The 13,258-nt window shown below is 69.0% G+C and carries 9 protein-coding genes and 1 riboswitch; of the genes, 5 read left to right on the top strand and 4 right to left on the bottom strand.

All coding sequences use genetic code 11. The annotated features are described in order from the left end of the window. Positions 1 to 161: 161 nt before the first annotated feature. A complete protein-coding gene (locus tag ABZV91_RS01505) occupies positions 162 to 731 on the top strand; it encodes a MerR family transcriptional regulator (protein ID WP_355233793.1) in 570 nt (189 codons plus the stop codon). A gap of 100 nt (positions 732 to 831) precedes the next feature. Next, positions 832 to 931: riboswitch (glycine riboswitch) on the top strand. Between the two features lie 151 nt (positions 932 to 1,082). After that, on the top strand, positions 1,083 to 3,878 hold the full coding sequence (gcvP, locus tag ABZV91_RS01500) for an aminomethyl-transferring glycine dehydrogenase (protein ID WP_355233792.1): 2,796 nt from the start codon (positions 1,083 to 1,085) through the stop codon (positions 3,876 to 3,878). A 161-nt stretch (positions 3,879 to 4,039) separates the two neighbouring features. Here the strand turns inward: gcvP and ABZV91_RS01495 are convergent, their stop codons facing one another. After that, positions 4,040 to 5,392, bottom strand: coding sequence for a cation:dicarboxylase symporter family transporter (locus ABZV91_RS01495; RefSeq protein WP_355233790.1), 1,353 nt, complete (start codon positions 5,390 to 5,392; stop codon positions 4,040 to 4,042). A 125-nt stretch (positions 5,393 to 5,517) separates the two neighbouring features. Between ABZV91_RS01495 and ABZV91_RS01490 the strand changes: the two genes are divergently transcribed. Together ABZV91_RS01490 and ABZV91_RS01485 are read left to right on the top strand one after the other, a co-directional pair. Next, entirely contained in the window at positions 5,518 to 7,071 is a 1,554-nt protein-coding gene (locus ABZV91_RS01490; RefSeq protein ID WP_355233788.1) for an ATP-binding protein, read from the top strand. Further along, positions 7,068 to 7,781: a response regulator gene (locus tag ABZV91_RS01485; protein WP_355233786.1), complete on the top strand. Its 714-nt coding sequence runs from the start codon at positions 7,068 to 7,070 to the stop codon at positions 7,779 to 7,781. Before ABZV91_RS01490 ends, ABZV91_RS01485 begins: the two co-directional genes overlap by 4 nt. Before the next feature lie 7 nt (positions 7,782 to 7,788). Here ABZV91_RS01485 and ABZV91_RS01480 read toward each other — a convergent pair whose 3' ends face one another. The 3 genes from ABZV91_RS01480 to ABZV91_RS01470 all read right to left on the bottom strand — a co-directional run bounded on the left by ABZV91_RS01480 (position 7,789) and on the right by ABZV91_RS01470 (position 10,400). After that, a complete protein-coding gene (locus ABZV91_RS01480; protein WP_355233784.1) occupies positions 7,789 to 9,462 on the bottom strand; it encodes a VWA domain-containing protein in 1,674 nt (557 codons plus the stop codon). 108 nt (positions 9,463 to 9,570) lie between these two features. Beyond that, complete coding sequence (locus tag ABZV91_RS01475; protein WP_355233782.1) at positions 9,571 to 9,819, bottom strand: WhiB family transcriptional regulator; 249 nt, start codon at positions 9,817 to 9,819, stop codon at positions 9,571 to 9,573. Continuing rightward, positions 9,816 to 10,400: an HNH endonuclease gene (locus ABZV91_RS01470; RefSeq protein ID WP_355233780.1), complete on the bottom strand. Its 585-nt coding sequence runs from the start codon at positions 10,398 to 10,400 to the stop codon at positions 9,816 to 9,818. Before ABZV91_RS01470 ends, ABZV91_RS01475 begins: the two co-directional genes overlap by 4 nt. A gap of 566 nt (positions 10,401 to 10,966) precedes the next feature. Between ABZV91_RS01470 and ABZV91_RS01465 the strand changes: the two genes are divergently transcribed. Continuing rightward, positions 10,967 to 13,156 (top strand): malate synthase G, encoded by a 2,190-nt coding sequence (locus tag ABZV91_RS01465; RefSeq protein ID WP_355233778.1) that lies wholly within the window; start codon positions 10,967 to 10,969, stop codon positions 13,154 to 13,156. The last annotated feature ends 102 nt before the right edge of the window (positions 13,157 to 13,258 follow it).

Here is a 13,258-nt window from a genome sequence, read left to right as displayed (position 1 = left end):
TCAACTACAGGTCGAGACTGTTACCGCGCGTCGCGTTTGGTTCGGCACTGCTGCGGCCGAGAGAATGGGAAGAGTAGCCTCGTAGTCGGCGCCGGGCCGTCGGCCAGAGGCACTGATCGGCGGAGCAAGGGAGTAGTTCAGTGGCAGAGAATATGCGGGATATGCGATCGGAAGAGGGCCCGCCTCGGCGCTACGAAATACAACCCGGATTGTTCCCCGACGATTCGGTCCCCGACGACCTGGTGGGATACCGGGTGCCGACAGCCTGTCAGGTCGCCGGTATCAGTTACCGGCAACTGGACTACTGGGCGCGGACCGGTCTGGTGGTGCCGTCCATTCGCGGGGCGGCGGGCTCGGGCAGCCAGCGGCTGTATTCGTTCAAGGACATCCTGGTCCTGAAAATCGTCAAGCGGCTGCTCGACGCCGGTATTTCGCTGCAGAACATCCGTATCGCCGTCGATCATCTGCGTAGTCGCGGAGTAGAGGATCTGGCGAATATCACTCTGTTCTCCGACGGAACCTCGGTATACGAGTGCACCTCACCGGAAGAAGTCGTCGATTTACTGCAGGGCGGCCAAGGGGTATTCGGTATCGCGGTGAACAGCGCCATGCGAGAGCTCACCGGTGCCATCGCCGCATTCCCCGCCGAACGCGCCTCGGAGACCAGTGAACGCCCCGAGGACGAATTGTCCTACCGCCGCAAGGCGCGACTGACCCGGAAAACCGGCTGATCCGCTCCCGCCGGTGACGACGTGCCGAGTGAGGGCCACGCCACTTACCGGCGGGTGAGTCCCGGCCGTTGTCGCGCACCGGGCTAGAATCAGCGGGCGTCGTAGCCGTGCGGGAGAGTCCCGGATCCTCGCCGGATCCGGGCGCCGAAGGAGCAGCACCTCCCCGTCAATCTCTCAGGCACCAGGACCGTGCGGGAACCGGCGCCTCTGGAAAGTGGTGGCTGCGGGCCACCCGCCCAAGGTGAAAGGTGGCCGAGCGAGATCCGGCCGCCGAAGCTCTCAGGCGCCGCGACAGAGGGGGAGGGCCCCGAGCCGACCGTGCCGGTCGGCCGTCCCACCCAGGGAGCCGCGGTGACCCAGACCTTCGCAGATCGTCATATCGGACCGGACGACCACGAGTTCGCGCGGATTCTCGCGGCGATCGGCGTCGGTTCGGCCGACGAGCTGGCGGCTGCCGCCTTGCCCGCCGGGATTCGCGATGACGATCCGCTGGCCGGGCTGCCCGCACCGGGCACCGAACACGACGTGCTCGCCGAACTCGGGGTGCTCGCCGAATCCGATCGCGTCGCCACGTCGATGATCGGCCTGGGCTACTACGACACCCTGACGCCGCCGGTGCTGGTGCGTAATCTGCTGGAGAATCCGGCCTGGTACACCGCGTACACGCCCTACCAGCCGGAGATCAGTCAGGGCCGGCTCGAGGCGCTGCTCAATTTCCAGACCATGGTGACCGATCTGACCGGCACCGATGTCGCCAATGCGTCCATGCTCGACGAGGCCACCGCGGCCGCCGAGGCGATGACTCTGCTGCGCCGGGTCAACCGCCGGGCTCCCGCCCGGCTGGTGGTCGACCGCGATCTGTTCCCGCAGACCCGTACGGTGCTGGCCACGCGGGCCGAACCGCTGGGGATCGAGATCGTGGAGGCCGACCTCGCCGGGGACGGCCTGCCCGAGGGGGAGTTCTTCGGCGTGATGGTGCAGGTTCCGGGTGCCTCGGGCCGGATCGTGGACTGGTCGACGACCATCGCCGCTGCCCACGAGCGCGGCGCGCTGGTGGCGGCCGGAGCGGATCTGCTCGCGCTCACCCTGGTCACGCCACCGGGTGAGCAGGGCGCGGATGTCTGTTTCGGGACGACCCAGCGGTTCGGAGTCCCGATGGGCTTCGGCGGCCCGCATGCCGGATACCTGGCGGTACGCGCCGACTACGCGCGTCAGCTGCCGGGCCGGCTGGTCGGAGTGTCCAAGGACGCGGACGGCGCCCTGGCCTACCGGCTCGCCCTGCAGACCCGCGAACAGCATATTCGCCGGGAGAAGGCCACCTCCAATATCTGTACGGCCCAGGTGCTGCTGGCCATCGTGGCCGGGATGTACGCCTGCTACCACGGCGCGGACGGACTGCGGGCCATCGCCCGGCGGGTCCACGGGCACGCCGCGCGGCTGGCCGGGTCGCTCGGCACGGCCCTGGTGCACGACCGTTATTTCGACACCGTGCTGGCCCGGGTGCCGGGCCAGGCGGAGACAGTGGTCGCCAAGGCGGCCGCGCGCGGGGTGAATCTGCGCTGGGTGGACGACGACCATGTGGCCGTGGCCTGCGACGAGGCCACCACCGCCGACCACCTCGCCATCGTGCTCGAGGCCTTCGGTATCGCCCCCGCCGAGCCGGCCGTCACCGCGATCGAGGACCGGGCCTCGGAGTATCTCACCCATCCCGCGTTCACCCGGTACCACACCGAAACGGCGATGCTGCGGTATCTGCGCGCGTTGTCGGACAAGGACATCGCCCTGGACCGCAGCATGATCCCGCTCGGTTCCTGCACGATGAAGCTCAATGCCACCGCGGAGATGGAGCCGATCACCTGGCCCGGATTCGCGCGGTTGCATCCCTACGCACCGGCCGCCGATACGCCGGGTCTGCGGCGGGTGATCCACGATCTGGAACGCTGGCTGGCCGAGATCACCGGGTACGACGCGGTGAGCCTGCAGCCGAACGCAGGTAGCCAGGGCGAATACGCGGGACTGCTGGCCATCCGCCGCTATCACATGGACCGGGGTGATGCCCGCCGGGACACCTGCCTGATCCCGTCCAGCGCGCACGGCACCAATGCCGCGTCCGCCGCGATGGCGGGCCTGCGGGTCGAGGTGGTGAAGTGCCGGGCCAACGGCGATGTGGATCTCGACGATCTGCGCGCCAAGATCGCCGATCACGCCGAACGCCTGGCCTGCATCATGATCACCTACCCGTCCACGCACGGCGTGTACGAGAACGAGGTCGCCGAACTGTGCGCGCTGGTGCACGATGCCGGCGGCCAGGTCTACGTCGACGGCGCGAACCTGAACGCACTGGTCGGCCTGGCCCGGCCGGGCCGGTTCGGCGGCGACGTCAGCCATCTGAACCTGCACAAGACGTTCTGTATCCCGCACGGTGGTGGTGGTCCGGGAATCGGTCCGGTCGCGGTCCGTTCCCATCTGACGCCCTACCTGCCCGGCGATCCGCTGGTCGCCGGGTCGCACGCGGTGTCGGCGGCGGAGTACGGGTCGGCCTCGATCCTGCCGATCACCTGGGCCTACATCCGGATGATGGGAGCCGAGGGTCTGCGCCGGGCCACCCTCACCGCGATCGCGTCGGCCAACTATCTGGCCCGCCGTCTCGGCGAGTACTACCCCGTTCTCTACACCGGCGACAACGATATGGTCGCCCACGAATGCATCCTGGATCTGCGTGAGATCACCAAGCGCACCGGGGTCACCGTCGACGATGTGGCCAAACGGCTCGCCGACTACGGGTTCCACGCGCCGACCATGAGCTTCCCGGTGGCCGGCACCCTGATGGTGGAACCGACCGAGAGCGAGAATCTGGCCGAACTCGACGCGTTCGCCGCGGCCATGATCGCCATCCGGGGTGAGATCGATCGGGTCGGCGCGGGAGAGTGGCCGGCCGAGGACAACCCGCTGCGTAATGCCCCGCACACCGCGGCGAGCCTGGTCCGCGACTGGGATCATCCGTACAGCCGGGAGGTCGCGGTGTACCCGCTCGGCCTCGGGCACGACCGGCCGAAGGTGTGGCCCGCTGTGCGCCGGATCGACGGGGCTTTCGGCGACCGCAACCTGGTCTGCACCTGCCCGCCGCTCGAGGCCTACACGGACTGACGCGCGTACGGCGCCGGAAGAGTCGGTGCACCCGCTCGGCCGATGCAGGTGACGACCGGCGCGGTGTTCCGGAGGCACCGGAAGCATGGTCAGCGGTGTGGCGCGGTCAGTACGCCGGAGGCCGGGCAGCGCCCGGCCGGGTGCCGTTCCAGAGAACGGCGTCAGGCGGGAACGGGCACCTTCGCGGTGTCCGCCTCGACGGGCGGCGAGTCGTGGTCGTCCACCATGGTCTCCTCGTCGAACGGCAGTTTCCGGTCCAGGACATCGCGCACCTGCCCGGGGTCCACGGTCCTGGTCCAGGTGCCGATCAGCAGCGTGGCGACCGCGTTACCGGAGAAGTTGGTGAGCGCGCGCGCCTCCGACATGAAGCGATCGATCCCGACGATCAGACCCACACCGTCGAGGAGTTCGGGCCGGTGGCTCTGCAGTCCGCCGGCCAGCGTGGCCAGGCCCGCGCCGGTGACACCGGCCGCACCCTTGGACGCCACGATCATGAACACCAGCAGGCCGAGCTGTTCGCCCAGGTTCAGCGGTTGTCCCATCGCATCGGCGATGAAGAGGGAGGCCATGGTCAGGTAGATGGCGGTGCCGTCCAGGTTGAACGAATAACCGGTCGGCACGACCACGCCCACCGTGGTGCGCTGGACCCCCATGTGCTCCATCTTCGCGATCAGTCGCGGCAGCGCCGATTCGGAGGAGGAGGTGGCCACGATGAGCAGGTACTCGCGCGCCAGATAACGGCACAGTTTGAAGATCGACACCCGCGCCACGAGCCGCAGCAGCACGCCGAGAACCCCGAAGACGAACAGTAGGCAGGTCAGGTAGAAGGCGATCATCAGGGTGGCCAGCTGGACCACGGCGTCGAGCCCGGTGCGGCCGACCACATTGGCGATCGCGCCGAAGGCGCCGATCGGGGCCAGCCACAGGATCATCGACAGGATCCGGAAGACCAGCTTCTGGAGGAGCGTGACCCCGCGCAGGATCGGCTCCCCGGCCGAACCCATGGCCTGTACCGCGAATCCGACCAGCAGCGCCACGAACAGTGCCTGCAGCACACTCCCCGCGGTCAGCGAGGAGACCAGAGTCGTAGGAATGATGCTGTGCAGGAATTCCACGGTGCCACCGGCCCCGTGCGCCTCCTCGGCGTACTTGGCGCCCTGGCCCGCCGACTCGGTGATGTTCAGCCCGGTGCCCGGGTCGAGCAGATTGCCGACCACCAGTCCGATACCCAGTGCCACGGTGGACATGACCAGGAAGTAGCCGATCGCCAGCCCACCGACCTTGCCGACGGTGGCGGCCGCGCGCACCGATCCGATACCGAGGACGATGGTGCAGAAGATGACCGGCGCGATCATCATCTTGATCAGATCGACGAACATCGTGCCCAGCGGCGCCAGCGCGCGGCCGGCGTCCGGGGCGAGCCAGCCGACCAGTATGCCCGCCAGGACGGCGGCGACGACCGCCAGATACAGCCAGTGGGTGCGATCCCGCCGTGTTCGAGTCCGGTCCTCCATGACCAGGCCTCCTCCCGAGTCGTAGTGCACGGGCGGGTGAACCCGGCCACCACGCCCCTGTGTAATGGTGGACTGGTACGTGACGTCGGTCACGCTTTTGTGCATTTCGTTCAGCGGAGGAACTCGTGCGAACCGGTCGATGGTCCCTGGCGGGACAGGTCTTCGTCCTGCAATTGGTGCTGTTGGCGCTGGTCACGGCTCTCTGGGCGGGGTACGCGGTACTGGACGCCCGACGCGAGGGCGACCGCACGGTCACCCGCGAGGTCACCGATATCGCGGTGAGTGTCGCGGCGGCGCCGTCCACCGCGGCGGCGGTGCGTTCCCCGGATCCGACCACGCTGCTGCAACCGGTGACCGAAAGGATCCGGCAGGAGACCGGGGTGGATTTCATCGTGGTGATGGCTCCCGACCGCACCCGGTTCACCCACACCGATCCGGCGCGGATCGGCAAACCGTTCAGCGGGAACATCGACCGGGCGTTGGCCGGTGCCACCTTCACCGAGATCTACACCGGTAGCCTGGGCCCCTCCATCCGCGCGGTGACCCCCGTCTACGCCGATGGGCGGGTGATCGCGCTGGTCTCCGCGGGCGTCACCCGGGCCGTGATCGGGGCACGCTTCACCGCCCAGCTGCCCGCCATCCTCGGGGTCACGGCCGTGGGTCTTTTCGTCGCCGCCGCCGGATCGCTGCTGCTGAACCGCCGCTTGCGCAGGCAGACCCGGGGGCTGGCACCCGCGCAGCTGTGGGCGATGTACGAACACCACAACGCGGTCCTGCACGCCGTCCACGAAGGGCTGCTGGTCTTCGGGCCCACGGGCGAGCGGGCGGAGGTGGTCAACGACGAGGCCCGCCGGTTGCTGGAACTGCCTGCGGGGCCGGTGACCCGGGCCGACCTGCCGACCTCACTGCGTGACCTGGACGGCCGGACCGTACGTGACGAAACGCATGTGACCGCCGACCGGGTGCTGCTGGTCAACCAGGACGTCGTGGATCTGGGCCGCCGAGCGCACGGCACGGTGACCACCATCCGCGACCACACCGAGTTGCGGACGGTCATGGGCGAACTCGATACCGTCCGGGGTTTCGCCGAATCCCTGCGGGCTCAGGCGCACGAATCGGCCAACCGGCTGCATACCGTCGTCACCATGGTGGAGCTGGGCCGTTATGCCGAGGCGGTGCAATTCGCGACCGCGGAACTGGAGCTGTCCCAGGTACTGATCGATCGGCTGCTGGCCGAGGTGGGTGATCCGGTCCTGGCGGCCCTGCTGCTGGGCAAGGTGAATCAGGCCGCCGAACGTGATGTCGAACTGACCGTGACCGCCGATACCGCCATGGATTCGGCGGCGCCGCTGACCACCCGGGAGGCGGTCACCCTGATGGGGAATCTGATCGACAACGCGATCGACGCCGCCGCCGGCAGCCCCGACGCCTGGGTCGAGGTGACCGCCCGCGCGGACGCGACGGCACTGACGGTCCGGGTTGCCGACAGCGGTCCCGGCATTCCACCGGACAGTTTCACCCGAGCTGCGGAACGCGGATACTCCACCAAGGCCCGGCACCACGGTCTGGGCTTGGCGCTGGTGCTCGGGCTGGTCACTCGCCACGGGGGTGCCATCGGCACCGAAACCGTTCCGGAGAGTGCCGTCACGGTACGTATTCCACGGGAGCGGCGCGCATGATCCGGGTGCTCATCGTGGAAGACGAGCCGCTGATCGCCGACGCCCACGCGGCCTACCTCGGTCGGATGTCCGGATTCCGCGCGGTGGGGCACGCCCGCACCGGCCGCGACGCGCTGCGGTCGGTCGCCGCCTCCGCCGCCGCCGGTACGCCCATCGATCTGGTGCTGCTCGATATCGGTCTGCCGGATATGAGCGGCCTCGAGGTGGCGGCGACGCTCGTCGGGCAGCGGCCGCGACCGGATGTCATCGCGATCACCTCGGCCCGGGATCTCGCCATGGTCCGGGCCGCCGTCTCCCACGGCGTGGTGCTCTATCTGCTGAAACCCTTCACCTTCGCGGCGTTCCGGGAGAAACTCGAACGGTACCGCGAGTTCCACGGTGCGCTGCCCACCGGTGCGGCCGCCGCGACCCAGGACGATATCGATCAGGCCCTGGCGGTGCTGAGGACGCCCGCGCGGCAGGCCGGCACCCCGAAGGGGGTCGCGCCGAATACGCTCGCGGAGATCACCCGCGTGGTCCGCGCCGCGCCGGACGGGCTCACCGCCGCCGACGCCGCGACCTCGGTCGGGGTCTCCCGGATCACCGCCTGGCGCTATCTGGAGCGGCTCGCCGAAGACGGTGTGCTGGACCGGCGTTCCGACTACGGCCGGACCGGCCGGCCCCGCACCCGCTATCGCTGGCGGGAATCCGGCGCGGGGCGGTCCGGATGATTGCCGGTCAGGGCGTGGTGAGCGCCCCGACCATGGCGGTACCGAACTCGAGGTCGTTACTGCTCGGCAGTACGGCGTAGCTGCCGCCGGTGCGCTGGGCGAGCGTGCGCAGCGTATCGGTGCCCTGGCCACCGCCGACGACGATGACGTCCACCCGGACCGGTGTCGCGGGATCACCCGCGTCCTGGATGGCCGACAGGAGGTCTTCTCCGCTCAGCGTGGACTCGTCCTCGGGTCCGTCGGTGACGAGCAGGATCGAATTGGTGCGGTCGGCGGCGTAGGTCTCGACGGCGCCGCGGTATGCGGCGAGCAGGGCCGGATAGCATTCGTCGGCGCTGTCCGCGCTGGCCTCGATCTTCCCGAGCGAGCCCATCAGGGTGCCGCGATGCTCGTCGTCGAGGCGGGCGGTCCCGGCGATGACCCGGTACGGATTGTCGCCGTCGACGTTCTTGCCGAAGGTCCAGATCCCCAGGCCGAAATCGGGCGGCATCACGTTCAGGGTGGAGGCCAGCGCGCCCACGGTGTTGGCCAGGCGGGTCAGCTCACCTTCGGTGGTGCTCATGGAGGAGGACACGTCCAGCAGCGCGGTGGCCTGCACCCCGAGTACCGGGTGGGTGATCGCCTTCCGGAGCCGGTCCAGCGCGGCGCGCGGCGGGGCGGCGACCTGCTGGGCCGGCGGCGCGGCGAAGCCGGCGGCGATCAGCTCGCGCTGCTGTTCGGGCCGGCGCAGGTAATCGGCGAACAGACCGGCGATGAGATTCTGTGTCTCGTCCACCCAGGGACCGGACATGATGGCGGCGGGGTAGTCGGCCACCGGTGCCGCCCCGACGGGGACATAGGCGGTGGCGCTGCCGTTGGCCGTCAGTTGCCGCTGGGTGACGGGTACGGCGTGCACCGCCGCCTCGGCCGGCGCGGCGGCCGACAGGGTGGTCAGCGCGGCGGAGACATCGGTGGCCTCGGGCGCGGCGGCGGCCAGACCGGATACCGCGGAAATCGCCTGGCCGGATTTCGCGGCCTCCTCGGTGAGCGGTTCGGTGCCGGAGATCGCGCCCGCCACGGCCGCGGCGACGGCCAGCGTGCTGTCGCCCGGCGGCAGGGCCAGCTCCAGGCCGGCCCATCCGGGCAGGCCGATCTGATCGAGTGAACCCTGTTGCAGCCGGGGCAGATCCGCCCACGAGGTCTGGGTGGCGGCCAGCGCGTGCCGCAGGATCTCCGGTACGGCCAGCACGATGGGGCTGGACGCGATCGACTGCGGGGTTCCTTCGATGAGGCCGGGTACCCGCATCGACTCGATATCGCGGCTGGACACGGGAATCCACAGGCCCGGCCGGGGCCCGAGGACGGGATTCCAGGTGGCGTTGGAGGTGAAGGCGGCCACCATATCGGCGGACGGTCGCTCGGTGACGACGACCTTCGCGCAGTGGTCACGGACCACCGGCCGGGTCTCGTTGTATCGTGCCGCGATGGTGCGGACCGGGTCGGCGACCTCCGGGTCGGCCGTGACGTCGAGGACGGCCTCGCCTTCCACGCACGTGCCCGCGGAGGCCGATCGGTCCGCGGAATCCGTGCCCAGTCGAGAACATCCGAAAACCAGTGCGACCAGGACCACCACGATAACCGCCGCGATCACCGGTCCCTTGCTCGATCTCCGGGAAGAACCGGTGCTGCGATGGGTACCCACGGACAGTCAGTCTATGGTCCTGAACCGCCTCGTGACGCACCACGGTCACGACTGTGGGGCCGTGCTCGCCGCACGGCCCCACAGTGCCTCCGACCAGCTTCGATCCGGCTACTCCCGGATCATCGTGCCTCGGTCGAATTCCTGCCCGCCCCACACGCCGGATTGTCCGGTGCGCTCGGCGAACCTCCGGCATTCGGGCCGGATCGGGCAGCGCCCGCACACTTCCCGCGCATAGGCGAAGTCCTGGGACGGGTAGGGAAACCACGCCTCGTGGTTCGGGTCGCCACGGCAGGCTGCCCGATGCCATGCGCGGCTGTCGGAGACGGGCAGCAGGTCTGCCAGAATCTCGACGGTCATCTCGATCCCCTCCTCTCGTGGATCGCCTCGGTGGTGGTCGTTGTCGCGAGGTGTCGCCAGACCCGGCGCTGGGCCCGGGCGAGCGGGTCCGGCGGCCGGGGCTGCCAGAGCAGCCGCATCCCGGCCTCTTCCGGAGTGCGGTCGGCTTTGCCGGTATTGCAGGTCACGCAGCACGCGATCAGGTTCTCCCAGGTGTTGGGCCCGCCCCGGCTGCGCGGCCGGATGTGGTCGACGGTGTGCGCCCCGGCGCCGCAGTATCCGCACCGGTTCCCGTCCCGCCGCAGGATCGCGGCATGGGTGGCGCGGCCCTCGGGCCGGCGGACCGCGAGATGGGCCAGGTACCGGTAGCGGACCAAGCGGATCGTCTCCGGCAGCATGATCTCGGTGTGCTGGGACCGGATCGGGAAATGCGGCTGCCGGATCACGATGGACTCGGCGATTCCGCTGGTCAGCAGGACCACCGCCCGGTCGGCCGGAATCCGGGCCAGCGCCTCGTAGCTGGCATTGAGCACCAGGACCCGGGTGTGTATCCAGTTGTCCGGAGTGAGGGTCGCCGGTTCGGCGACAGCGATGGTCGGCATGGGAATCACCAGGTTTCGACGGCCCGGGACAGCCGGGACTACAACGGATGCGGGAGAAGGCGGGCGGTCAGCGCCGCTGCGGGAGGAGCCGGTCGATCGCGAGATCGCCGACGGCGGAACCCGGCTGTCGCGACGGTTCGCCGCGGACGCCCATCGGCCGGTTCGGTGCGCTGGTGTGCGCTGCCGACTCGGCGTTCGACCGGGGATCACCGGCCGGTGCGACTGGATACAAGACCACTCCTCCCTTCGCTGTGTCGTAGCCCTGCCGGGGTGGCGGACCGGATGGAATACATGGTGGCACAGGGCGGTAGCGGTTGTCGGCTCATTTTTCCGGCGCCGATTCGGGGCGCGCTCGCCCGGCCCGCCGGAGTCCGGAAAAGGGGCGTCGCGGCCGCCGGGATGTCCGCGCGGCGGAGCCCGGGCGGTCGTATCGGTCCGGAGTAGAGTCCGGACCGGGACCTCTGCGCCCCCGTCCACGTGATCACCCGGCGATCGGAGCGCCGCTACCGGTCGGTAACATAAACATCGACTTTCCACCCGGTATTTCGCGGAAGTGAGGCACGTAGATGACAGAGCGGAAAAAGGTCGGCGGGCTCGAGGTTGCCACCGTTCTCCACGACTTCGTAGAGAACGAGGCGCTCCCCGGTACCGGCGTCGATTCCGCCGCGTTCTGGGCCGGCGCCGAGCGGATCATCACCGAGTTCGCGCCGCGCAACCGGGCCCTGCTGGCCGAACGCGACGAGATCCAGGGCAAGCTGGACGCCTGGCACAGCGAACACCCGGGTGCCAACTACGACAAGTCGGCCTATAAGCAGTTCCTGGTGGAGATCGGCTACCTGCAGCCCGAGCCCGCCGATTTCAGCATCGGCACCACCGGCGTCGACGACGAGATCAGCAGTACCGCCGGTCCGCAGCTGGTGGTTCCGGTGAGCAACGCGCGGTTCGCCGTCAACGCCGCCAACGCCCGCTGGGGCTCGCTCTACGACGCGCTCTACGGCACCGACGCCATTCCCGAGACCGGGGGCGCCGAGAAGGGCACCGGCTACAACCGGGTGCGCGGGGACAAGGTCATCGAGTGGGCCCGCAATTTCCTCGACGACGCGGTCACCCTGATCACCGGCTCGCATATCGGCTCCACCTCCTACGCCATCGTCGACGGTGAGCTCGAGGTGGGCCTGGAGGACGGCACCACCATCGGCCTGGCCGATGCCGGTCAGCTGGTCGGCTATATCGGCGACCCGGCCGCGCCGCGGTCGATCCTGCTGAAGAACAACGGACTGCACATCGAGATCCAGATCGATCCGGAGTCGCCGATCGGCAGCACCGATACCGCCGGGATCAAGGACGTCGTCCTCGAATCCGCGGTCACCACGATCATGGACTTCGAGGACTCCGTGGCCGCGGTGGACGCCGAGGACAAAACCCTCTGCTACCGCAATTGGCTGGGCCTGATGAAGGGCGATCTGGCCGAAGAGGTCACCAAGGGCGGTAAAACCTTCACCCGGACCATGAACCCGGACCGGGTCTACACAGCCCTCGACGGGTCCGAACTGACCGTGCACGGCCGGTCGCTGCTGTTCGTCCGCAATGTCGGCCATCTGATGACCAGCGACGCGATCCTGGACGCCGAGGGCAACGAGGTTCCCGAGGGCATCCTCGACGGCATCATCACCTCCTTGATCGCCAAGCATTCCCTCCGCGACGACGTGGCGCTGACCAACAGCCGTACGGGTTCGGTCTACATCGTGAAGCCGAAGATGCACGGTCCGGACGAGGTGGCCTTCACCAACGACCTGTTCGCCGCGGTCGAGGATGTGCTGGACCTGCCGCGCAACACCCTCAAGGTCGGCATCATGGACGAGGAGCGCCGCACCACGGTGAACCTGAAGGCGTGTATCAACGCCGCCGCCGATCGCGTGGTGTTCATCAACACCGGCTTCCTGGACCGCACCGGCGACGAGATCCACACCTCCATGGAGGCGGGTCCCATGATCCGCAAGGCCGAGATGAAGACCCAGCGCTGGATCCTGGCCTACGAGGACTGGAACGTCGATACCGGTATCGCGGCCGGTCTGCCGCACAAGGCGCAGATCGGCAAGGGGATGTGGGCCATGCCGGATCTGATGGCCGGCATGCTCGAGCAGAAGATCGGTCATCCCAAGGCGGGTGCCACCACCGCGTGGGTGCCCTCGCCGACGGCGGCCACCCTGCACGCCACCCATTACCACCTGGTGGATGTGTTCAAGCGGCAGGCCGAGATCGCCAAGGGCGGGGCGCGCGCGAGTGTCGACGATATCCTCGAGATCCCGCTGGCCGCGGATACGACCTGGTCCGAGGCCGACAAGCAGCAGGAACTCGACAACAACTCGCAGTCCATCCTGGGCTACGTGGTGCGCTGGATCGACCATGGTGTGGGGTGCTCCAAGGTGCCCGACATCTCCGATATCGCGCTGATGGAGGACCGCGCCACCCTGCGGATCTCGAGTCAGCTGATGGCCAACTGGTTGCGTCACGGTGTGGTCACCACCGATGAGGTGGTGGCGAGTCTCGAGCGGATGGCGCCCGTGGTGGACCGGCAGAACGCCGGTGACCCCGGCTATCGTCCGATGGCGCCCGATTTCGCGGGCAGTGTCGCGTTCCAGGCCGCGAAGGACCTGATCCTGGAGGGGACCGCGCAGCCCAACGGCTACACCGAGCCGATCCTGCACCGCCGCCGCCGCGAGGCCAAGGCGCTGGCGGGTAAGAACGAGGCGTAACAGCCTCCGGTACGACAGCACGCAGTCCCGGCCTCGCGCGCGGCCGGGACTGCGTGCCGCCTGGCTCGGCGTTCCCGCGGGGGCAGGAATGTCTCCGCCGGG

This window comes from Nocardia sp. NPDC004568, from assembly GCF_040609955.1.
Classification (GTDB): Bacteria; Actinomycetota; Actinomycetes; order Mycobacteriales; family Mycobacteriaceae; genus Nocardia.
This window is presented reverse-complemented; position numbering and strand designations above follow the sequence as displayed.